The sequence below is a fragment of the Lentzea sp. genome, from assembly GCF_036380075.1.
GTDB lineage: Bacteria > Actinomycetota > Actinomycetes > Mycobacteriales > Pseudonocardiaceae > Lentzea.
On the sequence record NZ_DASVFL010000050.1, the window covers coordinates 1 to 22717 of the forward strand.

The 22717-nt window shown below is 71.1% G+C and carries 20 protein-coding genes and 1 pseudogene; 16 read left to right on the forward strand and 5 right to left on the reverse strand.

Annotation, left to right across the window (positions count from 1 at the left end; translation table 11 throughout):
• Positions 1–337 (forward strand): annotated as a pseudogene (locus tag VF330_RS06145) (hypothetical protein); the annotation flags it as partial.
• On the opposite strand, the gene VF330_RS06150 reads toward VF330_RS06145, so the two are convergent.
• Positions 334–1185 carry a helix-turn-helix transcriptional regulator gene (locus VF330_RS06150; protein ID WP_330850519.1) on the reverse strand — a complete coding sequence of 284 codons (852 nt, stop codon included), beginning with the start codon at positions 1183–1185 and terminating at the stop codon, positions 334–336. The pseudogene VF330_RS06145 and the gene VF330_RS06150 overlap by 4 nt on opposite strands.
• A 151-nt stretch (positions 1186–1336) precedes the next feature.
• On the opposite strand from VF330_RS06150, the gene VF330_RS06155 reads away from it, so the two are divergent.
• Entirely contained in the window at positions 1337–2164 is an 828-nt protein-coding gene (locus VF330_RS06155) for an oxidoreductase (protein ID WP_330850520.1), read from the forward strand.
• 73 nt (positions 2165–2237) lie between these two features.
• Here VF330_RS06155 and sodN read toward each other — a convergent pair whose 3' ends face one another.
• Positions 2238–2645 (reverse strand): superoxide dismutase, Ni, encoded by a 408-nt coding sequence (sodN, locus tag VF330_RS06160; protein ID WP_330850521.1) that lies wholly within the window; start codon positions 2643–2645, stop codon positions 2238–2240.
• Between the two features lie 73 nt (positions 2646–2718).
• On the opposite strand from sodN, the gene VF330_RS06165 reads away from it, so the two are divergent.
• A complete protein-coding gene (locus VF330_RS06165) occupies positions 2719–3021 on the forward strand; it encodes a S24 family peptidase (protein WP_330850522.1) in 303 nt (100 codons plus the stop codon).
• On the opposite strand, the gene VF330_RS06170 is transcribed toward VF330_RS06165, so the two are convergent.
• Positions 3011–3610, reverse strand: coding sequence for a dTDP-4-dehydrorhamnose 3,5-epimerase (locus VF330_RS06170; RefSeq protein ID WP_330850523.1), 600 nt, complete (start codon positions 3608–3610; stop codon positions 3011–3013). The two genes, VF330_RS06165 and VF330_RS06170, sit on opposite strands and share 11 nt — an antisense overlap.
• A gap of 333 nt (positions 3611–3943) precedes the next feature.
• On the opposite strand from VF330_RS06170, the gene VF330_RS06175 reads away from it, so the two are divergent.
• Together VF330_RS06175 and VF330_RS06180 are read left to right on the forward strand one after the other, a co-directional pair.
• Positions 3944–5140 carry an NAD(P)-dependent malic enzyme gene (locus VF330_RS06175; protein WP_414675345.1) on the forward strand — a complete coding sequence of 399 codons (1197 nt, stop codon included), beginning with the start codon at positions 3944–3946 and terminating at the stop codon, positions 5138–5140.
• Positions 5141–5373: 233 nt separating this feature from the next.
• Entirely contained in the window at positions 5374–8541 is a 3168-nt protein-coding gene (locus VF330_RS06180; RefSeq protein ID WP_330850524.1) for a bifunctional diguanylate cyclase/phosphodiesterase, read from the forward strand.
• Here the strand turns inward: VF330_RS06180 and VF330_RS06185 are convergent.
• Positions 8503–10053 carry a bis-aminopropyl spermidine synthase family protein gene (locus VF330_RS06185; protein ID WP_330850525.1) on the reverse strand — a complete coding sequence of 517 codons (1551 nt, stop codon included), beginning with the start codon at positions 10051–10053 and terminating at the stop codon, positions 8503–8505. The genes VF330_RS06180 and VF330_RS06185 overlap by 39 nt on opposite strands.
• Positions 10054–10184: 131 nt before the next feature.
• On the opposite strand from VF330_RS06185, the gene VF330_RS06190 reads away from it, so the two are divergent.
• The 4 genes from VF330_RS06190 to VF330_RS06205 are packed head-to-tail and all read left to right on the forward strand — an operon-like array spanning position 10185 to position 13466.
• The gene (locus VF330_RS06190) at positions 10185–11267 is read left to right on the forward strand and encodes an ABC transporter ATP-binding protein (protein WP_330850526.1); all 1083 of its coding nucleotides are present in this window, start codon (positions 10185–10187) and stop codon (positions 11265–11267) included.
• Positions 11264–11902, forward strand: a complete 639-nt coding sequence (locus VF330_RS06195) for an ABC transporter permease (RefSeq protein WP_330850527.1) — start codon at positions 11264–11266, stop codon at positions 11900–11902. Before VF330_RS06190 ends, VF330_RS06195 begins: the two co-directional genes overlap by 4 nt.
• Positions 11903–11907: 5 nt before the next feature.
• On the forward strand, positions 11908–12573 hold the full coding sequence (locus VF330_RS06200; protein WP_330850528.1) for an ABC transporter permease: 666 nt from the start codon (positions 11908–11910) through the stop codon (positions 12571–12573).
• Positions 12570–13466, forward strand: coding sequence for an ABC transporter substrate-binding protein (locus VF330_RS06205; RefSeq protein ID WP_330850529.1), 897 nt, complete (start codon positions 12570–12572; stop codon positions 13464–13466). The genes VF330_RS06200 and VF330_RS06205 overlap by 4 nt, the downstream gene beginning before the upstream one ends.
• 77 nt (positions 13467–13543) lie before the next feature.
• Here the strand turns inward: VF330_RS06205 and VF330_RS06210 are convergent, their stop codons facing one another.
• Positions 13544–14329 carry an IclR family transcriptional regulator gene (locus VF330_RS06210; protein ID WP_330850530.1) on the reverse strand — a complete coding sequence of 262 codons (786 nt, stop codon included), beginning with the start codon at positions 14327–14329 and terminating at the stop codon, positions 13544–13546.
• A gap of 113 nt (positions 14330–14442) precedes the next feature.
• Between VF330_RS06210 and VF330_RS06215 the strand changes: the two genes are divergently transcribed.
• The 7 genes from VF330_RS06215 to hutI all read left to right on the forward strand — a co-directional run bounded on the left by VF330_RS06215 (position 14443) and on the right by hutI (position 22708).
• Positions 14443–14970 carry a SigE family RNA polymerase sigma factor gene (locus tag VF330_RS06215; RefSeq protein ID WP_330850531.1) on the forward strand — a complete coding sequence of 176 codons (528 nt, stop codon included), beginning with the start codon at positions 14443–14445 and terminating at the stop codon, positions 14968–14970.
• On the forward strand, positions 14967–15914 hold the full coding sequence (locus VF330_RS06220) for a hypothetical protein (protein WP_330850532.1): 948 nt from the start codon (positions 14967–14969) through the stop codon (positions 15912–15914). Before VF330_RS06215 ends, VF330_RS06220 begins: the two co-directional genes overlap by 4 nt.
• A 75-nt stretch (positions 15915–15989) precedes the next feature.
• Positions 15990–17498 (forward strand): histidine ammonia-lyase, encoded by a 1509-nt coding sequence (gene hutH, locus VF330_RS06225; protein WP_330850533.1) that lies wholly within the window; start codon positions 15990–15992, stop codon positions 17496–17498.
• The gene (gene hutU / locus VF330_RS06230; RefSeq protein WP_330850534.1) at positions 17495–19138 is read left to right on the forward strand and encodes a urocanate hydratase; all 1644 of its coding nucleotides are present in this window, start codon (positions 17495–17497) and stop codon (positions 19136–19138) included. The genes hutH and hutU overlap by 4 nt, the downstream gene beginning before the upstream one ends.
• Positions 19138–20307 (forward strand): allantoate amidohydrolase, encoded by a 1170-nt coding sequence (locus tag VF330_RS06235; RefSeq protein WP_330850535.1) that lies wholly within the window; start codon positions 19138–19140, stop codon positions 20305–20307. Before hutU ends, VF330_RS06235 begins: the two co-directional genes overlap by 1 nt.
• Positions 20301–21578, forward strand: a complete 1278-nt coding sequence (locus VF330_RS06240; RefSeq protein ID WP_330850544.1) for a formimidoylglutamate deiminase — start codon at positions 20301–20303, stop codon at positions 21576–21578. The genes VF330_RS06235 and VF330_RS06240 overlap by 7 nt, the downstream gene beginning before the upstream one ends.
• A complete protein-coding gene (gene hutI / locus VF330_RS06245; RefSeq protein ID WP_330850536.1) occupies positions 21575–22708 on the forward strand; it encodes an imidazolonepropionase in 1134 nt (377 codons plus the stop codon). Before VF330_RS06240 ends, hutI begins: the two co-directional genes overlap by 4 nt.
• Positions 22709–22717 lie beyond the last annotated feature (9 nt).

The following is a 22717-nucleotide window of genomic DNA, read 5'->3' on the forward strand; positions in this document are numbered from 1 at the left end:
GTGGAAGCTGACGCTCTCGGAAACCGCCGAGGCGGCCATCACGCTGGGCGCGCTGCCGGTCGCGCCCGCCGGTGCCACCGAACTGTCCACAACGGACGTCGACGGCACGTGGTTCCAGCAGAACTCCGGTGAGTCGGCGCTGCCGTCCCGGCCGCTGTCCGCCAGCCAGCTCGCGCTCTACGTCTCCATCCCGGCGGGGCAGACGTCGATCGAGGTGTCGGTGCCGACGGTGACCGACGCGGAGGCCGAGGGGGAGGAGCTGGTCCGGTTGCAGTTCGAGAGGCTTTCGCCGACCGGCACCGGCTTCGAGGTGACGGGCAGGGTAGCCCAAGGCTAGCTCTCCTGGTGAACGGTGCCGCTGTCCGTGCGGGAGGCGGCACCGTTCGGCTGCGCGGTCCAGCTGTTCAGCAGGCGCAGCTTCTCCTTCGACGGTGAGCCGGTGTCGGCGCTGTAGATGACGATGGTCTGCCCGAGGCCGTCGGGCAGGCGCAGCGTCTGCCAGTTGAGCCGCAGGTCGCCGACGGCCTCGTGGAAGAACCGCTTGACGCCGTGCTGGTGCTCGGACACGCGGTAGGCGGCCCACATGCCCGCGAACTCCGCGGACCGCGTGCTGAGGTCACCGACGATCTTCGACAGCTCCTCGCCGACGGGCGACGCGCGCAGCACCGCGACGACGTCGGCGGCGATCTCGGCCCAGTCCCGGTAGACGACGCGGGCGCGCGGGTTGAGGAACATCCACTTCGCGGTGTTGCGGTCGGCCGCCGGCATCGCGTCGAAGTCGTCGAGCAGCGCCTTGCCCGCGTGGTTGATCCCGAGCACCTCCAGGTGCGGGCCGTGGATGGCCGCGGGCACGTCCATCGCGCGGATCATGGACTGCAACGCCGGTCTGGCGCGCGCGACAGCGGGCGCGGTCCGCGGCTGCAGCAGCGAGGCGAGGTAGCGGCTCTCGGCGTCGTCGAGCCGCAGTGCCCGCGCGACGGCCTCGAACACCTGCTCGGAGACGTTGCGCGCGCGGCCCTGTTCGAGCTTGACGTAGTAGTCGACGCTCACCCCGGCGAGGATCGCGACCTCCGCGCGCCGCAGCCCCTCGACCCGGCGCGGCGTCGTGGCGGCGGGCAGGCCCACGTCCTCGGGGGACAGCGCCGCGCGGCGCGAGGTGAGGAAGTCGCGCAGTTCGTTCGCCATGACGGCGAGTATGGCTTCTCCGCCGGCCGGTCGGCAGCTCGTGGGTGGTACCGCCAGAGCCACGACCAGGGGTACCAGCCATCCCCTTCGCCCCGCGGTCCCGTTGCGGCGTAATGGAAAGCGTCAACAACGTCATCGCGAGGAGAACATCGTGCCTGTCTGGTTCGTCACCGGAGCGTCCCGCGGACTGGGGCTGGAGATCGTGAAGGCGGCGCTGGGCCGGGGTGACTCGGTGGTGGCCGGCGCCCGCGACCCGAGGGCGTTCGACGCGCTGCGGTCGGACGATCTGCTCGCCGTGCCGCTGGACGTCACCGACCAGGACCAGGTCGACGCCGCCGTGGCCGCGGCCGTGACCCGGTTCGGCGGGATCGACGTCCTGGTCAACAACGCCGGCCGCGGCCTCGTCGGTGCCGTCGAGGAGACCAGCGACGCCGAGGCCAGGGCCGTCTTCGACACCAACGTCTTCGGCCTGCTGAACGTCCTGCGCGCGGTCACCCCGGTCCTGCGCGCCGCCCGGAGCGGACGCATCCTGAACATCAGCTCGACCGGCGGCGTGGTCGCGTGGGCGGGCTGGGGCGTCTACAGCGCGACCAAGTTCGCCCTGGAGGGAATCACCGAGGCGCTGCGGCTGGAGCTCGCCCCGCTCGGCATCCAGGTCACCTCGGTCCAGCCGGGCCCGCTGCGCACCGACTTCCTCGCCTCGTCGTCGCTGGGCCAGGTGGACCGGGTCATCGACGACTACGCCACCACCGGCGGCGCGTCCAGGACGTGGGCCGGCGAGAACCACGGTCTGCAGGAGGGCGACCCCGCGAAGGCCGCCGCCGCGATCACCTCGCTGGCCGACCTCGCCTCGATGCCCGCCCGCCTCCCGCTCGGCACGTCCACGCTGGCCGACATCCGGGGCAAGCTCGCGGCCGTCGCCGAGGACCTGGAGACGTGGCAGGACCTGTCCCGCTCGTCCGACTTCGTCCCCGCCTAGGTTCTCCGCGACGACAGAACGGCGCCGCTCCCTGCCCGGGGAGCGGCGCCGTTCGAGGTAGTCCGAGAAGGGCTCAGCCCTGCTTGGTCTCCCAGAAGATCTTGTCGATCTGCGCGATCAGGTCCAGCAGCTGCTGACCGGACGCCGGGTCCATCGACCCCTTGGTGCCCGAGGCACCGGCGGCCTTGGTGGCGCGGTTGAACAGGTCGTGCAGCTCCGGGTACTTCTCGAAGTGCGGCGGCTTGAAGTAGTCCGTCCACAGCACCCACAGGTGGTGCTTGACGAGCTCGCTGCGCTGCTCCTTGATCAGGACGGCGCGCTCCCGGAACTCCGGGTCCTCGTTGGCCTGGTACTTCTCCTGGACCGCCTTGACCGACTCGGCCTCGATGCGGGCCTGCGCGGGGTCGTAGACACCGCAGGGCAGGTCGCAGTGCGCGGTGGCTTCGACGCGCGGGCGGAGAATGCGCGACACGAGTCGCATCGTTCCTCCCAGAATGAAAACAGTGGATGCTCCGACAAGCAGAACCCTACTCCGGCTGCGCGAAAGGTGATCGTTGAGACCACGACTCTCGACCGTGCTCGTCCGCGGGCCGTCGATGGCACCCGCGCTCAGGGACGAGGACATCGTGCTGGTCAGGTGGGGTGCGGTGCCCCGTCCGGGGCAGATCGCCCTCGTGCGGTGGGCCGGGCGGCCGGGGCAGCTCTCGGTGAAACGTGTCTCTCATCCCGTGGACGGGGGGTGGCACGTGGTGGGTGACAACCCGTTCGCGAGCACGGACTCCGAGCAGCTCGGGGCGGCCGAGGTGCTCGGAGTCGTCAAAGCTCGACTGTGGCCGAGGCCCGCGTTCAGGCTTTGAGCGACGCGTAGAGCGCCAGGCAGTCCTCGTAGCGGGGGAGCACGCCGGCCTCGTACGCCTGCGCCAGGGTGGGGGCCGCGGTGTCCTTCTCCGACAACAGGAACTCGAGCTCGCGCGGCCACGGGAGGTCGAGCGCGGGGTCGAGCGGGGTCAGGCCGTGCTCGCCGGACGGGGTGTAGGGGGTGGAGCAGAGGTAGTTCATCGTCGTGTCGTCCTCGAGGGCGATCATCGCGTGGCCCAGGCCCTCGGCGAGGTAGACCGCGTTGCACTTCTTCGAGTCGACGAGCACCGCCTCCCACTGGGCGAAGGTGGGCGAGCCGACGCGGATGTCGACGACCACGTCGATGAACGAGCCGCGCGGGCAGAAGACGTACTTCGCCTGGGACGGCGGGACGTCCGCGTAGTGGATGCCGCGGATGGTGCCCGCGCGGGACACGCTGTGGTTGGTCTGGGCGACCCTGAGGGGGTGGCCGACCGCCTCCGTGAAGGCGGCCTCCTGGTACGGCGAGACGAACACGCCGCGGTCGTCGGGAAATGTACGAGGGGTGAACTCGAACGCGCCGTTGATTTTCAGCGAACTCGCCTGCATGCCGTCACTCTAAGGCGTCAATCTTTCTTGACCGATCGGGTGCTTCCTGCCAGCGGAAACTGACCGGTCGGTTCAGAAAACCGGACGGACGTCTTGCTACATGCCCTCTGACCTGCGGAAAAAGTGTGATCCCCGCCGCAGACAGCGGCGCGCGACCCTGCCACACTTCGCGTCACCCGCAGCACTCGGGCAGTTTTCCGCCGCAACTCGTCGGAGGACGTCGACCGAGTTTCCAGGCCCCGTGTACCCGGCGTGACAACGCTGGGACGGTGCGCCGTTTGGTGATGAGCCCACGTTGGGCCACTACGCCGCCCGCACCGCAGGAGGGACGCCGTGACAGCAGTGAACGAAGCCCGTACCGAGAACTCCGATCCGACTCAGCTGACGGACGACGAGATCTTCAACGCGCACCTGGGCGGGAAGCTCGAGGTCGGCGCGACCGCCTCGCTCGCTGACCCGAAAGCGCTGTCCATCGCCTACACCCCCGGCGTCGCGCGGGTGAGCACGGCCATCGCGCGGGACGCCTCCCTCGCCGCCAAGTACACCTGGGCGCACCGGCTCGTGGTCGTCGTCAGCGACGGCACCGCCGTGCTCGGCCTCGGCGACATCGGCCCCAGCGCGTCCCTGCCCGTCATGGAGGGCAAGTCCGCGCTGTTCAAGACCTTCGGCGGCCTCGACTCCATCCCGCTCGTGCTCGACACGACGGACGTGGACGAGATCGTCGAGACGCTCGTCCGGCTGCGCCCGTCGTTCGGCGCGGTCAACCTGGAGGACGTCTCCGCGCCGCGCTGCTTCGAGCTGGAGCGCAAGCTCATCGAGGCGCTCGACTGCCCGGTCATGCACGACGACCAGCACGGCACGGCCGTCGTCTCGCTGGCCGCGCTCAACGGCGCGAACACGGTGCTCGGCAAGGACATCGGCGACCAGCGGGTGGTCATCTCCGGTGCGGGCGCCGCGGGCATCGCGATCGCCAAGATCCTCATCGCGGCCGGCGCCGGTGACATCACGCTGCTCGACTCGCGCGGCATCGTCCGCACGGGCAGGGCCGGGCTCAACCCGGTCAAGGAGGAGATCGCGGCGGTCACCAACCGGTCGGACCTCGACGGCGGGATCGACGTCGCCCTGCGCGGCGCCGACGTCTTCATCGGCGTGTCGTCGTCGAAGGTGTCCGAGGACCTGATCGCGAGCATGGCCGCCGACTCGGTCGTCTTCGCGCTCTCGAACCCCGACCCCGAAGTGCACCCGGAGGTCGCCGCACGGCACGCCGCGATCGTGGCGACGGGCCGCAGCGACTTCCCGAACCAGATCAACAACGTGCTCGCGTTCCCCGGCATTTTCCGCGGGGCGCTCGACGCGGGCGCGCGCCGGATCACCGAGGGCATGAAACTCGCCGCGGCCGACGCAATTCTGGCCGTCGCGAAAGATGATTTGGGCCCAGACCGAATTGTTCCGTCGGCGCTGGACCCGCGGGTCGGACCCGAGGTCGCGGCGGCTGTCGCGGTCGCGGCGAAGGCCGATGGAGTGGCCTGACCTGCACCTCGTCGAGGGCGCATTCGCCAGCCATTTGCATCGCGCGGGAACCGGAACCACGAACGTGGCTTTTCGTTAACCCGTGCAGGGGTGGGCGATGACGCTCTGAAGCGCTACCGTCCCTCTCCTCGGGTGTTCACCCGGGGAGAGGGTTCGTGTTTGCCGCCGTTCGGGTGCCGTTGTCGTGCCCACCCGAATTGCCGCGGGCGGTGAATGCGGGAGAGGGTGGGTCGGTGCCCAAGTGGGTGGGACGCGCGACGGTGGTGAACGGCCGTGCACGGACGGCTGAGAGGCCTCCGGTGACGCTCGACGGGCTGACCATGCCCGACACGCCGTCGTTGCTGGTCGACGGCAAGGGCTTCGTCATGCAGGCCAACCACGCCGCCGTCGAGCTGGCCGGCGCGCAGGGGCTGGACGACCTCGTCGGGCACCCCTTGGGCGAGCTGCTGCTCGGCAACGCCTCCGACCTCCGCCTGGCCCGCGCCGACGGCTCCGAGCTGCCGGTCCGCGTCGCCCGCACGGCCGTCCCGGGAACGGGCCTGCAGGCCGTCCTGCTGATCGACGTCTCCGACCTCGCCGCCGCCGCGGACGCGTTGCGCGACGAACAGCGCCGCCTGCGCAAGGTGCAGCGGGTCGCGGAGCTGGGTTCCTGGGAGTTCGACCCCGGCACCGGCATGACCGTCTGGTCCGACACGCACTACGAGCTGCTCGGCATCGACCGCGGCACCGTCGTGCCGGGCGCGCAGGCCGTGCTCGACGTCGTGCACCCCGACGACTTCCACATGGTCGAGACGTACTGGCACGGTCGCGAGATCACCGGCGACCCGATCGACATCGAGTACCGGATCATCCGGCCCGACGGCCAGCTGCGGTGGATCCGCGGCGTCGCCGAGGCGCGGCTGGACGACGCCGGCGCGCTGGACAAGATCACCGGCTACATCCGCGACATCACCGAGTCCAAGCGCGCGGCCACCGACCTCGCCCAGGAACGGGCGCGGCTGCTGGAGGCGCAGCGCATCGCCCGCATCGGCAGCTGGGCGTACGAGACCGGCACCCGCGCCGTGCACCGCAGCGAGGTGCTGCTGGAGATGTACGCCGAGCTGGGCATCACCCCGGACGACGACCTGCTCAGCGGCGTGCACCCGGACGACCGCGAGGCCGTCAAGGCGATCCGCCACTCGCTGCTGCACGCGAGCGACGGCGAACCGGTCGAGGTCGAGGTCCGCAGCGAGGTCGGCGAACGCGTCTACATGTGCCGTGCGCGCGCCGAGATCGCGCCGTCCGGACGCATCGAGCGCTACCACGGCACGATCCAGGACGTCACCGAGGCGCGGGCGCTGGAACGCCAGATGCGCGAGGACCGCCGAAGATTGGCGGACGCGCAGCAGGCCGCCCGGCTCGGCATGTGGGAGTGGAAGCCGTCGACCGGCGTGGTCGTGTGGTCGGACATGCTCCGCGAGCTCTACGGCATCCCCGCCGACGTGGCGGGCGACTACCGGTACTACCTCGACCTCGTGCACCCGGAGGACCGCGCCTGGGTCGACGACCTGTGGCGGCAGCTCGCCGTCGACGAGGTCGCCGTCCAGTGCGAGCACCGTGTGGTGCGGCCGACCGACGGCGCGACGCGCATCTTCCGGTGCCACGGCATGATCGTCCACGATCCGCACGGCAACCAGCTCGCCGTCGGCACCGCGCAGGACGTCACCGAACAGCGCGCCGCCGAGGCCCGCATGAAGCGGTCGTCGCAGCGCTTCACCGACCTCGTCTCCGTCACCCCGGTCGGCATCGGCCTGTTCGACGAGGGCGAGCGCCTGGTCGACGCGAACGACGCGCTGTGCGACCTGCTGGGCATGGAGCTGGAGCAGCTGCGCGGCATGACCGCCGAGCAGCTCACCCACCCCGAGGACACCTCGCCGGGCCTGCAGTGGGCCGCCGAGCGCACGCAGAAGATCCCGCAGCGCATCCTCGTGCGCCCCGACGGCGAGAAGGTCTACTGCGAGCTGCACATCGCGCTGTCCGTGCAGGACGACGGCCGCCGCTTCTGGCTGATCGTGTTCCTGGACATCACCGAACGCCGCCGCGCCGCCGAGGCGTTGCGCCACCAGGCCACCCACGACGAGCTGACCGGGCTCCCGAACCGCGCGCTGGTGAAGGAGATCCTCGGCGAGGTGCTCGACGGGCCGGGCCGCTCCAAGGTCGCCGTGCTCTTCTGCGACATCGACAACTTCAAGCGCGTCAACGACTCCCTGGGTCACGACGCGGGCGACGAGCTGCTCGTGGCACTGGCCCGCAGGCTGGAGGGCGGCCTGCCCGACGGCTGCACGGCCGCACGCCTGTCCGGCGACGAGTACGTGATCATCTCCGAGGACATCGACGCGGTGGGCGGCGTGGACGCGCTGGCGACGCGGGTGGCGTCGTTGCTGCGCACCGCCGTTCCCGTGCACGGCCAACTGGTCCGCGTCTCCGCGTCGATCGGTGCCGCCGTCCCGAACGGCTCGCGCGCCAACGGCGCGGACCTGCTGCGGTTCGCCGACGCCGCGATGTTCGAGGCGAAGCGCGCGGGCGCCGGTCGCGTCTCGCTGGCCTCGGCCGCGCTCATCGCCTCCGCCGACCGCCAGGTCCACCTCGAAGGCCAGCTGCGCGACGCGTTGCAGCACGACGGCCTGGCGTTGCACTACCAGCCGGTCGTGGGCGTGGACGGGTCCGTGCTGACCGCCGAGGCACTGGTGCGCTGGCCGCACCCGGACCGCGGCCTGCTACCGCCGGACGTGTTCCTGCCGGTCGCCGAACAGGGCGACCTGATGCGCGAGCTCGACCGCTGGGTGCTGCGCACGGCGCTGAAGGAGGCCGCGACGTGGCCCGCGCCCGACGGCCGCCCGGTGTCCGTCGCGGTGAACCTGGCCGGTCTGGTGCCGGGCGATCCGGAGTTCGTCGACATCGTGTCGACCGCGATCATGGAGTCCGGCGTCCCGTGGGAACGCGTGGTGCTGGAGCTCGTCGAGACGGCGTTCGTCGACCTGCCCTCACGCGTGCGGCAGTCGATGGACGAGCTGGTGAAGCGCGGCGTGCAGTTCGCCGTAGACGACTTCGGCACCGGCTACTCGTCGCTGGCCCGCCTGAAGGACCTGCCGGCGCAGATCATCAAGGTGGACCGCCGGTTCGTCTCCGGCGTGGGCAACGACTCGTCGGACTTCGCCGTCGCCCGCGCCGTCGTCGACATGGCCCGTGCGATGGGGCGCAAGTGCGTGGCCGAGGGCGTGGAGACGGCCACGCAGTTCCACGTGCTGCGCGGGGTGGGGGTGGACGCGTACCAGGGCTGGTTGTTCTCGCGTCCGGTGCCGCCCAAGGAGTTCCGGGCCGTGCTAGCCCTCGGACCGCTCCACATACCGCGCGCTGGCTGAGACCTCCGGCAGCAGCGCCGCGATCCGGTGCTTGGGCAGGTCGATGAGCCGCAGCTCCAGGTCGTCCGCCGCCACCGGGGCGTTGTCGACGATCTCGGTCGCCTGCCGCTTGGTCAGCACGCCCTGCGACGCCGTGATCAACGCCTCGCGCCACACGTTGCGCAGCTTGCCGTGCGCCTTCATCAGCACCTCGCGGACGGTGCGGTCGCCGAGCGACAGCGTGCCGGTGAGGACCTGGTCGGCGACCACGATCGTCGTCTTGGAATCCGGGTTGTTGCGCAGGAACTTCAGCGTGAACCGGGTCGCGACGAGCTCCTGGAGCTCCTTCTGCCCCGCCTCCGACGACACCGCGGGGTGGTTGTTCGGCACCAGGCACGCCAGGCGGGCGGGGGACGACGACAGCAGCGTCCGCAGCAGCCACGGGCCGGGGTCCGCCGAGAGGTCGACGGCCAGCGACGCCGCGCCCTTGCCGACGGGTTCGGTCCAGCCCGCGGCACGGGGCTTGGGCGGGGGCGAGGACTCCGGGCGCGGGGCCAGGTCGGACAAAGCGGTCAGCGCTTCCTTCGACGGGCCGGACGACTCCACGGACTGCGCGCCGTGCGTGTAGATCCGCGTGCCGCCGGCCACCGCGCGGCGGCCGGTCGGGCGGCAGACGTACAGGTCGGCGGCCGAACCGATGGCCTGCGCGCCGTCGAAGCGGTGGAACGCGGGCAGGATCGCCTCGAAGACGAGTCCGAGCTTCTGCAGCTCCTGCTGCACCTTCAGGCCCAGCGCGGGGGTGCGGTCGGAGAAGCCGTACGCCAGCAGCACGCGGCCGGTGGCGATGTCCTCCAGCGCCTCCACGCCGCGGCCCGCGAACAGGCCCATTCCCTCCGGGGTGTACGGCGGGTCGCTGAAGACGAGGTCGAACGACTCCAGCGCGGCCTGGGGCAGCCCGAAACGCATGTCGCAGTGCAAGGTCCGGATGTCGAGGCCGCGCGCGGAGGCCCGCGAGTCGATGAACTCCAGCAGCCGCTCGTCGAGGTCGACGACCGTGATCGACACGTCCGGGTTGACCGCGGCGACGGCCAGCGACGTGAGGTCGTGGTCGCCCAGGCACAGCAGGCGCCTGCCGGCCAGGTCGTAGGTCGCGTTCAGCCACACCGCGCGGTTGAGGGCGGTCTCCGCCGTCGCCTGCACGTGGTCCAACGAGGACAGAGGCGGTGGCACGTCGGCGATGTCCACGAGGATCTGCCGCAGCACGTCCGTGTGGTCGCGGACACCCGAGACCCCGAACTCGGCGCGGTAGGACGCCACCAGCCCGGGCGCGATGCGGTAACGATCGCCTGAAGTTTCGGCGTCGTCGCCCAGCGCCCTGAGCAGGTCCTGGACGGTGCGGCGGGGCACGGCAGGCAGGCGCACGAGCTCGGCCAGCGGGTGCCAGTCCTCGCTGAGCAGGGACAACACCTCGCGGAGCTTGCGGGCGTGGGCCCCGCGTTCCGCCACCAACTGCCGAACCTGGTCGATCGTCACAAGCGGTAAACCATACGGCCTGCCACATCGTGGAACGTTGTGCCGGGGTACGCCGAACGAGTTAAGGTCTTTGGGATCTACATCCAGGGCGGTCCAAACGGGGTGGCCGTCGCGACCGGAGGGATCTTCGGGTGATCGAGTTCCGGGCCGTCACCAAGCGGTTCGAGGACGGGACCATCGCTGTCGACGAGCTCGACCTCGCGGTCGAGGCGGGCACCATCACGGTGTTCGTCGGTCCTTCCGGCTGTGGCAAGACCACGTCCCTGCGCATGGTCAACCGCATGATCGACCCCACGTCGGGCACGATCCTCGTGGACGGCAAGGACGTCCTGACCGTCGACCCGCCGACGCTGCGGCGCGGCATCGGCTACGTGATCCAGCAGGCGGGCCTGTTCCCGCACCGCACGGTGCTCGACAACGTCGCGACCGTGCCGCTTCTGTCCGGTTGGGACAAACGCAAGGCCCGCACGCGCGCCGCCGAGCTGCTGGAGATCGTCGGGCTCGACCCGGCGTTCGGCAAGCGGTACCCGGCGCAGCTGTCGGGCGGTCAGCAGCAACGCGTGGGCGTCGCCCGCGCGCTCGCCGCCGACCCGCCGGTGCTGCTGATGGACGAGCCGTTCAGCGCGGTCGACCCGGTCGTGCGCGAGGACCTGCAGAACGAGCTGTTGCGCCTGCAGGCGGAGCTCGACAAGACGATCGTGTTCGTCACGCACGACATCGACGAGGCGCTCAAGCTCGGCGACCGCGTCGCGGTGTTCCAGAAGGGCGGGCACCTCGCGCAGTACGCGAAGCCGCAGGAGCTGCTCAGCGCGCCCGCCAACGACTTCGTGGCCTCGTTCGTCGGCCGCGACCGCGGCTACCGCACCCTCACGTTCCTGCACGCCGAGGTGCCCGTGCACCCCGTCGCGACGGCGAAGCTCGGCGAGCGCGTCACCATCACCGACTGGACGCTCGTCGTCGACGACCACGACCGGCCGAAGGGCTGGCTGTCCGGTGTGGACGGTGAGGTCGAGGTCAGCGAGAAGGACGTGATCTCCGGCGGTTCCCTCTACGACGGCTCGACGCTGCGGGGCGCGCTCGACGCGGCGCTCAGCTCGCCGTCCGCGCTCGGCGTGGTGGTCGACGACGCGGGCGCGGTCACCGGCGTGGTCAGGGCCGACGACGTGATCCAGGCCCTCGCGAAGGCCCGCGCGGCGGGTGAGGTCCCGAAGTGACCTGGATCCTCGAGAACTGGGTGAGGTTCTGGGAAGTCACCGAGGTGCACCTGCGGCTCTCCGTCGTGCCGGTGCTGATCGGGTTCGTGCTGTCCATCCCGCTGGGGTGGCTCGCGAGCCGGTCCTCGACGACGCGCGCGATCCTCTTCCCGCTGGCCAACATCCTGTTCACGATCCCGTCGATCGCGCTGATCGTGATCACGCCGGTGCTGATCGGCGTGAAGATCCTCGACGAGATCAACGTCATCGTGCCGCTGGTGATCTACACCGTCGCGCTGATGGTGCGGTCGGTCGCGGACGCGCTGTCGGCGGTGCCGGGCAACGTGACGGCCGCGGCGAACGCGATGGGCTACCGGCCGTTGCGCCGGTTCCTCACGGTCGACTTCCCGCTCGCGCTGCCGGTCACGATCGCGGGCCTGCGCGTCGCGACGGTGTCGAACATCAGCATGGTGAGCGTGGGCGCGCTCGTCGGTCTCGGCGGCTACGGCCAGCTCTTCACCGAGGGCTACCAGACCGACAACACCGACAAGGTGCTCGCGGGTCTCATCGGGACGGTCGTGCTGGCGGTGCTCGCGGACGGTTTGCTGTTGCTGGCGGGGCGCCTGCTCACGCCGTGGGCTCGGGCGGGGAGGTGAGCTGAGTGGGTGGCTGGCTCTTCGACCCCGCGCACTGGTCCGGTTCGACCGGGATCCCGGTGCGGCTGGTGGAACACCTCGGCTACACCCTGCTGACGCTGCTGATCGCCGCGGTGATCGCGATCCCGCTCGGCGCGTTCGTCGGGCACACCGGCAAGGGCGGCTTCGTCATCGTCGGCCTGTCCAACGCGCTGCGGGCGCTGCCGACCACGGCGGTGCTGATCCTCGTCGTGCTGTGGGCGGGTCTCGGCGACTTCCCGGTGTACGTCGCACTGGTGCTGCTGGCGATCCCGCCGATCATGGCGGGTACCTACGCCGGCGTGCGCGCGGTCGACCCGGTGACCGTCGACGCGGCGCGCGGTGTCGGCATGCGCGAGTCGGGCGTGCTGCTGCGGGTGGAGATCCCCAACGCGCTTCCCCTGATCTACGGCGGTTTCCGCGGCGCCGCGCTGCAGGTCGTCGCGACCGCCACCATCGCCGCCTACACCGGCGCCGGTGGTCTCGGCAGGCTCGTCTTCGACGGCCTCGCCCTGCAGGAGTTCGGACAGATGCTCGCCGGCGCGGTGCTCGTGGCACTGCTCGCCGTCCTAGTCGACCTGGGGTTCGCCGGCCTGCAACGGCTGACGGTCTCGCCAGGGCTGCGTCCAGCTGGAACCGGAGGAAAGAGATGAAGCGCATCGCGACAGCCGTCGCCGCGGTCATGCTTTTGTCGGCGTGCGGTGGTGACCCGCTGACGGGCGGCGCCAACAACCCGGCCCCCACGGACACCATCGTCGTGGGATCGGGCAACTTCACGGAGTCGCGCCTGCTCGCCGAGATCTACGCGGAAGCGTTGACGGCCAAGGGCGTCAAGGTCTCCAAGAAGCTCAACATCGGCAACCGCGAGCTGTACTACAAGGGCGTGCAGGACGGCTCGATCGACCTGATCCCCGAGTACACCGGCGTGCTCCTCAAGTACATCAACAAGGACGCGACCGAGGTCGGTTCCGACGAGGTGTACGCGGCGCTGAAGAAGGCCCTGCCGCAGAACCTGGTCGTGCTCGACAAGTCGGAGGCCGAGGACAAGGACGCGGTCGTCGTCACCAAGCAGATCGCGGCCCAGTACAGCCTGAAGTCGATCGACGACCTCGTGCCGTACTGCAAGGACCTGGTCTTCGGCGGCCCGCCGGAGTTCCAGAACCGCCCCGACGGCCTGCCGGGCCTGAAGGCCAAGTACAGCTGCGAGTTCAAGGAGTTCAAGGCCCTCGACGTCGGCGGCCCGCTGACCGTCGCCGGCCTGAAGGACAACACGGTGCAGGCGGCCGACCTGTTCACGACGGACTCGTCCATCAAGGCCAACGAGTTCGTGGTGCTGGAAGACCCGAAGAACGTGTTCGCCGCGCAGAACGTGCTGCCGCTGATCAACGAGAAGAAGGCGTCGCAGCAGGTGCGCGACACCCTCAACGCCATCTCGAAGAAGCTCGACACGAAGACGCTGCTGGACCTGAACCAGAAGCTGGCCGCGCCGGACAAGCCGGAGCCGGACAAGGTCGCGAAGGAGTGGCTCGCGTCGGCGGGCATCTGACCTGACACCGGGAACCGCCGGCCCGCACCCGTCCTACGGGTGCAGGCCGGCGGTTTTCGCTTGCACGGCCAGAACGACTATCCCGTGGCCACGTGCCCGCCGATCCGCACCGTCAGCTCGTCCGCCGCCTTCCTGACCTCCTTGGCCAGGTCGGGCCAGGTCTGCCCGCAGGGCGTGTCGCACAGGTGCCGGAACGTCACCGTGATGGCCGCGATCGGCCGCTCGCCGTGGTCGAACACCGGCGCCGCCACCGAGGCGAACCCGACCGTCACGTACCCGTCCTCGACCGCCCAGCCCTGCCGGCGTTCGGCGGTCAGCAGCCGGCGCAGCGCCGGGAGGTTGTGCGGGCCGCGGCCGGTGCGGTCGACGAACGACTCGACGGACGGGAACAGTGCCCTGACCTGCGCCGGAGGCACGTGGGCGAGCATCGCGCGGCCGGAGGCCGTCAGATGGGCCGGCAGGCGGACGCCGACGTCGGACACGATCGTCTGGGGTTGCCGGGGCTGTTCGCGTACCAGGTACAGGGCCTCGGCGCCGTGGAGGACACCCAGATGCGCGACCTTTTCCATCCGATCGGCCAGCTTGCGCAACAGAGGGCGCGCGAGGCGCTCCAGCGGGTCGTGGCGCAGGTAGGCGGAGCCCAGCTCGAACGACGCGACGCCCAGGCCGTAGCGCTTCTCCTCGGGGAAGTGGGTCGCGAAGCCGGCCTCGGTCAGTTCCGAGAGCAGGTGGTAGGTCGTTGACCTGGGCAGGTTCAGCTCGCGCGCCACGGACGCCGCCGAGACGGGTCCCGGCCTGCCCGCCAGCAGCCGGAGCACCGCCAGCCCTCGCCTCAGCGCGGGAACGTCACTGCTGCTGCCCACGGAGGTGATTTTCCCACGTGATCCAGCCCACGCCATTACTACATCAGGGCACACTCAACAGAACAGGCCCGGAGTGCGTCATAGGGGTGTGACGGTTTTGAAGGGGGTCGGGATTGACACCGAGTTTCGATGACTTCGTGGCAGAACAGGTGACCCCGTTGCTGCGCTATGCCACCGTGCTCACGTGCGACCCGCACCTGGCCCAGGACGTGGTCCAGGAAGTGCTGCTGCGCGCGCAGCAGAAGTGGGACCGCATCGGATCCGTCGACCTCCCTCACGCCTACGTCAAGCGCATGGTGACCAACGAGTACCTCTCGTGGCGCAGACGCAGGGCCGCCAAGGACGTCGCCCTCTGCATGACAACCCTGGAGTCCGTCACCCCGCCCGTCTCCGACACGACGCACCACTACGACGAGCGGGAAGCCATGTTGCAGCGGATCGCGAAGCTGCCCCGCAAACAGCGGGCCGCGGTCGTGCTCCGCTACTACGAGAACTACGAGGACTCGGAGATCGCACAGATGCTCGGTTGTGCCGAGGGAACCGTGCGCAGCCACATCTCACGTGCGCTGGCCACACTCCGCATGGAACACACGCCGGAACCCGCTGGTGTCGGGTCCCGGCTCGGGGAGGGCCTGTCGTGAACGAGACCGAACAGCTGATCAAGGACGCGCTCGGCCAGCTCGCCGAACGCACGCCGCATCCCGGGCCCACGCTCAACGCCCTGCGGCGCAAGCGCAAACAGCAGCGCAGCAACATCTTCCTGATGGCCACCGCCGGCGTGGCGGCCGTCGCCGTCCTGGTCTTCGCCGGGATGATGGCGAGCGACAGGTACACGCCGACCTCGGACAACGCCGCCGCCGCGCTCATGCCGGCCGGTCAGGGCGCCGAGATCAGGTACACGCCGCACTGGCTGCCGGCCGGGTACGTCGAGACGTTCCGCAGCGTCGGCGACGACACCACCCGCGTCTGGGTGGCGGAGGCCGACAAGGAGAAAGACCCGACCGAGCAGACGGGCGACGCCCGCGTCAGCCTGCGCAGCTCCAAGGACCTGCCGGACCTCACCGGGTGGCAGGAGACGAGCGTCCGCGGGCTGAAGGCCTGGTCGAGGACGGTCCAGGGCCAGTCGCCCACCCCGACGACCGAGGTCCTGTGGCAGGCGCAGGACGTGCTCAGCGTGTCGGTGCGGGGCCAGGCCGACGCCCGGGGAACCGCGCTGAGGATCGCGGACTCGGTGCGGTCGGACGCGAAGCTGCGCTACCTGGCGCCGTTCTCGCTCGACGGCAGGCCCGCGAGCGACATCTGGGGCAGCACGCTGAACCGGTGGACGTCGCAGTGGCGCTCCGAGCAGTACGTGGTGACGCTCTCGACGACCGCTCCGGCGAAGACCGAGGGCACGCCGGTGGCCGTTCGCGGCAAGCAGGGCGCCCTCGTCGGGCACGGTCAGCTGGTGGTGCAGGACAGCGGGCTCTGGCTCACCGTGGCCGGGGAGTCGGAGAGCAACGAGGCCCTGGTGAGCACCGCCAACCGGGTGTCGATGCAGCACATGGACCACCCGGACACGAACTGGCTCGGCAAGGGGCTTTAGCTCCCGTCTGGGATGCCAGACGCCATCCCGCGCTCCGGGGTCGCTGAGTCGGCCCCGGAGCGCTGTGATGTCTGCATGCGACAACCGGTGGAGCTGGGTCCCAAGCCTCTGACCCTCGAGGACGTTCATGCCGTCGCCCGCGACGGCGCTCCGGTGGAGATCACCGCGGCGGCCAGGGAGGCGGTCACCACCGCCCGCGGCCACATCGACCAGCTCGCCACGGCCGAACGCCCCACCTACGGCGTCTCGACCGGGTTCGGCGCGCTCGCCGTCCGGCACATCCCGCCGGACCGTCGTGCCCAGCTCCAGCGGTCGCTGATCCGCTCGCACGCCGCCGGGTCCGGTCCCGAGGTCGAACGCGAGGTCGTGCGCGCGCTGATGCTGCTGCGCCTGCGCACCCTTTCGACCGGCCACACCGGCGTGCGGTTGTCCACTGTGGACGCGATGGCCGGGATGCTGAACGCCGGCATCACGCCCGTCGTGCACGAGTTCGGGTCGCTGGGCTGTTCCGGTGACCTCGCGCCGTTGTCCGCCAGCGCGCTGGCGTTGATGGGCGAGGGCATGGTCCGCAACTCGCGCGACGAGCTCGTCCCCGCCGCCGAGGCGCTGGCGGAGGCCGGGATCGAGCCCGTGCGGCTGGCGGAGAAGGAAGGCCTCGCGCTGATCAACGGCACCGACGGCATGCTCGGCATGCTGTCGCTGGCGATCGCCGACTTCACCCGGCTGCTCGACGTCGCCGACCTCACCGCCGCCATGAGCGTCGAGGCGCTGCTCGGCACCGACCGGGTCTTCGAACCCGAGCTGCACGCGCTGCGCCCGCACCCCGGCCAGAACGTCTCCGCCGCCAGGATGCTCGCGTTCCTGCGCGACTCCGAGATCGTCGCCTCGCACCGCGGCCCCGACTGCACCCGCGTGCAGGACGCGTACTCGCTGCGCTGCTCACCGCAGGTCCACGGCGCCGCCCGCGACACGGTGGCCTACGCGGCGACGGTGGCGGACCGCGAGCTGTCGTCGGTGATCGACAACCCGGTGGTGCTGGCGGACGGCCGGGTCGAGTCGAACGGCAACTTCCACGGCGCGCCCGTCGCGTACGTGCTGGACTTCCTCGCCATCCCGCTCGCGGACGTGGCCTCGATCGCCGAGCGGCGCACCGACCGCATGCTCGACGTCTCGCGCTCGCACGGCCTGCCGCCGTTCCTCGCCGACGACCCCGGCGTCGACTCCGGCCACATGATCGCCCAGTACACGCAGGCCGCGATCGTGTCCGAGCTCAAGCGCCTGGCCGTGCCGGCGTCCGTCGACTCGATCCCGTCCTCCGCGATGCAGGAGGACCACGTGTCGATGGGCTGGTCCGCCGCCCGCAAGCTGCGCAAGGCCGTGGACGGGCTCACCACCGTGCTGGCCGTCGAGCTGCTCACCGCCGCGCGGGCGCTCGACCTGCGCGCGCCCCTCAAGCCCGCCCCCGCGACGGCCGCCGCCGTGGCGAAGCTGCGCGAGACGGTCCAGGGGCCCGGCCCCGACCGCCACCTCGCGCCCGAGATCGCCGCCGCCGAGGCCCTGATTCGAAGTGGAGCACTGTCATGACGACCGTTCGCGCTGACCGAGGCACCGAGCTGACCGCCAAGCAGTGGTCGACCGAGGCCGCTCTGCGGATGTTCCACAACAACCTCGACCCCGACGTGGCCGAGCGCCCCGAGGACCTCGTCGTCTACGGCGGCACGGGCAAGGCCGCGCGCGACTGGCCGTCGTTCGACGCCATCTCCCGCGAGCTGAAGAACCTGGAGGCCGACGAGACGCTGCTCGTGCAGTCCGGCCGTCCGGTCGGCGTCATGCGCACGCACGAGTGGGCGCCGCGCGTGCTCATCGCGAACTCGAACCTCGTGCCGGACTGGGCGAACTGGCCCGAGTTCCGCCGCCTGGAGGCCGAGGGCCTCACGATGTACGGGCAGATGACCGCCGGGTCGTGGATCTACATCGGCACCCAGGGCATCCTCCAGGGCACCTTCGAGACGTTCGCCGCCGTGGCGACCAAGCGCTTCAACGGCACGTTGAAGGGCACGCTCACCGTCACCGCCGGCCTGGGAGGGATGGGTGGCGCGCAGCCGCTGGCCGTGACGATGAACGAGGGCGTCGCGTTGTGCGTCGAGGTCGACCCGCAGCGCGCGCAGCGCCGGGTGGAGACCCGCTACCTGGACGAGATCGCCTCAGACCTGGACTCGGCGATCGAACGTGTGCTGGCCGCGAAGGCCGCCGGTGAGGCCGTGTCCGTCGGTGTGGTGGGCAACGCGGCGGAGATCCTGCCCGAGCTGCTGCGCCGCGAGGTCGCCGTGGACATCGTCACGGACCAGACATCGGCCCACGACCCGTTGGCGTACCTGCCGGTGGGCGTGGCGCTGGAGGACTGGCAGGAGTACGCCGCCGCGAAGCCGGAGGAGTTCACCGACCGCGCCCGTGCCTCGATGGCCGCACACGTCGAGGCGATGGTCGGGTTCCTGGACCGCGGCGCCGAGGTGTTCGACTACGGCAACTCGATCCGCGGCGAGGCGCAGCTCGGTGGCTACGACCGCGCGTTCGCGTTCCCCGGTTTCGTGCCCGCGTACATCCGGCCGCTGTTCTGCGAGGGCAAGGGCCCGTTCCGCTGGGCGGCGCTGTCCGGCGACCCGGCCGACATCGCGAAGACCGACAAGGCGATCCTCGAGCTCTTCCCGGAGAACGAGCAGCTCGCCCGGTGGATCAAGATGGCGGGCGAGCGCGTCGAGTTCCAGGGCCTGCCCGCCCGGATCTGCTGGCTGGGCTACGGCGAACGGCACCTCGCGGGCCTCAGGTTCAACGAGATGGTCGCCTCCGGCGAGCTGTCCGCGCCGATCGTCATCGGCCGCGACCACCTGGACTGCGGCTCGGTGGCGTCGCCGTACCGCGAGACCGAGGCGATGGCCGACGGCTCCGACGCGATCGCCGACTGGCCGTTGCTGAACGCCCTGGTCAACACGGCCTCCGGCGCGACGTGGGTGTCGATCCACCACGGCGGCGGTGTGGGCATCGGGCGGTCGATCCACGCCGGTCAGGTGACGGTGGCGGACGGGACCGAGCTGGCGGCGCAGAAGATCGAGCGCGTGCTGACCAACGACCCCGGCATGGGCGTGATCCGGCACGTGGACGCCGGGTACGACGAGGCCAAGTCGGTGGCGGCCGACAAGGGCGTCCGCATCCCGATGGAGGGCTGATGCTCGACCAGATCGCGGACGTCGGCCGGGACGCCAAGCGCGGCGGCTACTCCCGGCACGCCTACGCCGCTCCCGAGCTCGAGCTCCGCCACTGGTTCGTCGAGCAGGCCGTCCGGCGCGGCCTGGGCGTCGAGACCGACCGGAACGGCAACCTCTGGGCCTGGTGGGGCGAGCGCGGCGACGACGCGCTCGTCACCGGCAGCCACCTCGACTCGGTGCCCGGCGGCGGCGCGTTCGACGGACCGCTCGGGGTCACCAGCTCGTTGCAGGCCGTCGACCTGTTGCAGGCCAAGGGCTTCACGCCGGCCAGGCCGTTCGCCGTCGCCGTCTTCGCCGAGGAGGAGGGCGGCCGGTTCGGTGTCGCGTGCCTGGGCTCCCGCCTGCTCACCGGTGCCATCGACAGGGACAAGGCCCTCGGCCTCCAGGACCCGGACGGCGTCACGCTCGCCGAGGCCATGAAGGCGGCGGGCTACGACCCCGAGCTGGTGGGCAGGGACGACAAGGCGCTGAAGCGCATCGGTCAGTTCGTCGAGCTGCACGTCGAGCAGGGCCGCGGGCTGGCGGTGCCGGTCGGTGTCGCCAGCAGCATCCTCGCGCACGGCCGGTGGCGCTTCACGTTCTCCGGTGAGGGCAACCACGCCGGCGCGACGCTGGTCGAGGACCGCCGCGACCCGATGCTCCCGGCCTCGCACCTCGTTCTGGCGGCGAGGAAAGCCGCCAAGGGCGGTGGCCGGGCGACCGTCGGCCGGATCGTCCCCAACCCCGGCGGCACGAACGTCATCGCGTCCACTGTGGACGTCTGGCTGGACGCCCGCGACAGCGACGACGCGCGCACCCGTGCGATGGTCGCGGAGATCTCCGAGGCGGCGCGGAAGGCCGCCGAGGAGGAGGGCTGCGAGCTGCGCATCACCGAGGAGTCGTACGGCGACACGGTGCACTTCGACGCGGCGCTGCGGGACGACATCGCGCACGCGCTCGGCGGCGTTCCCGCGTTGCCGACCGGCGCCGGTCACGACGCGGGCATCCTCGCCGCGCACGTGCCGACGGCGATGGTGTTCGTGCGCAACCCGACCGGCGTGAGCCACGCGCCGGAGGAGTTCGCCGAACAGGCCGACGTCGACGAGGGTGTCAAGGCACTGGCGGCCACGATCGAACACCTCGCATCGTGAACTTCTGGTGCGAGCGGGCCTGGCTGCCCGACGGCCTCGCCGACCGCGTGCTGGTCAGGGTCGAGAACGGCCTGATCGCGAGCGTGTCCACAGTGGACACCATTCCGCTGGGCGTGCGGAGGCTGCACGGCGTCGTCGTGCCGGGCTTCGCGAACGCCCACTCGCACGCGTTCCACCGGGCGCTGCGAGGCCGGACGCACGGCGGCGGCGGCACGTTCTGGACGTGGCGCGAAGGCATGTACGCGCTGGCGTCCAGGCTGACCCCGCAGTCGTACTACCGGCTGGCCCGCGCGGTGTACGGCGAGATGGCGCTCGCCGGGGTGTCGGCCGTCGGCGAGTTCCACTACGTGCACGACGGGTCGAACGAGTTCGGCCACGCCCTGCGCGAGGCGGCGAAGGACGCGGGCATCCGGCTCACGTTGCTCGACACCTGCTACCTCGCGGGCGGCATCGGCCAGCCGCTCAGCGAGGTGCAGCAGCGCTTCTCCGACGGCACGGCGGAGAGGTGGGCGTCCAGGGTTCGCGAGCTCGAGTCCGACGACGTGATGCGGGTCGGGGCCGCGATCCACTCGGTGCGGGCTGTCCCGCGGGACGAGCTTTCGACGGTGGCACAGGCGTTCCCGGACGCTCCTCTGCACGTCCACCTGTCCGAGCAGCCCGCGGAGAACGAGGCCTGCCTCGCCGCGTACGGCCGCACGCCGACCCAGTTGCTGGAGGAAGCGGGGGCGTTGTCACCGCGCACGACGGCGGTGCACGCCACACACCTCACGCCGCGGGACATCGCGACCCTCGGCCGCACCGGCACGGGCGCGTGCTTCTGCCCGACGACCGAGGCCGACCTCGCTGACGGCATCGGTCCTGCCCGCGAGCTGGCCGACGCGGGCAGCCCGCTGTCGTTGGGCAGCGACCAGCACGCGGTGGTCGACCCGCTGCTGGAGACCCGCGCGCTGGAGCACGGCGAACGGCTCCGCACCGGGCAGCGCGGCCGGTTCTCACCGGAGGAGCTGCTCCAGGCCGCCACCCGCCACTCCGCGCTCGGCTGGGACGGCGGCCGCATCGAGGTCGGCGCGCCCTGCGACCTGGTGGCCATCAGCTGCTCGACACCGCGCACCGCGGGATCGTTGCCGCAGCAGGTGTTCCTGTCGGCCACGGCGTCCGATGTGGACACCGTGGTCGTGGGTGGCAGGGTGGTGGCGTCCGGTGGTGTGCACGAGACCCTGGGAGACGTCGGCAGGCTGCTGGCGGACGCGATCGAGGAGCTGTGGGCATGAGCGTGCTGATCACCGGCATCGGCGAGCTGACGACGAACAGCGAGTCCGCCGGCGACGCGCTGGTCGTCGACGGCTCGGAGATCGCCTGGGTGGGGGCGGCGGGCGAGGCCCCGGCGGCCGACGAACGGGTCGACGTCGAGGGCCGGGCCGTGCTGCCCGGCTGGGTCGACAGCCACACCCACCTCGTCTTCGCGGGCGACCGCACCGCCGAGTTCGGTGCGCGCATGGCCGGCAAGCCCTACACCGCGGGCGGCATCGCCGTGACGGTGAACGCGACTCGGGCCGCCACCGACGCCGAACTGTCCGAGGTCGTGCGCAGGCACGTCGCCGAGGCGTTGCGGCAGGGCACGACGTTCGTCGAGACGAAGACCGGCTACGGCCTGAACGTCGCCGACGAGGTGCGATCGGCCCGCATCGCCGCCGGACACGTGGACGAGGTGACGTTCCTCGGAGCGCACCTCGTCCCGCCCGGCGAGGACGCCGACACCTACGTCGACCTGGTCCGCGGCGAGATGCTCGACGCCGTCGCACCGCTCGTGAGCTGGGCGGACGTGTTCTGCGAGAAGGGCGCGTTCGACTACGACCAGTCCAGGGCGGTGCTGGAGGCCGCGAAGGCGAAGGGCCTCGGCCTGCGCGTGCACGGCAACCAGCTCGGCGAGGGCCCCGGGGTGCGGCTGGCCGTGGAACTGGGCGCCGCCTCCGTCGACCACTGCACCTACCTGTCGGCGGAGGACGTCGACGCGCTGGCGTCGTCGGACACCGTCGCCACGCTGCTGCCGGCGTGCGACCTGTCGACGCGCCAGTCGCTGCCCCCGGCCCGTGCCCTGCTCGACGCCGGTGCGACGGTCGCGCTGGCCAGCAACTGCAACCCCGGCTCGTCCTACACCTCGTCGATGGCGTTCTGCGTGACGACGGCGGTTCTGCAGATGCGGATGACCGTCGAGGAGGCCGTGTGGGCGGCGACGGCGGGCGGCGCGCGGGCGTTGCGCCGTGACGACGTCGGCGTGATCAGGCCCGGTGCGCGCGCCGACCTCCACGTGCTGGACGCGCCGTCGATCACGCACCTGGCGTACCGGCCGGGGGTTCCGTTGACGTACGCGGTGTGGCGTCGGGGCGAGAGGTCCGTCTAGGACGCGACC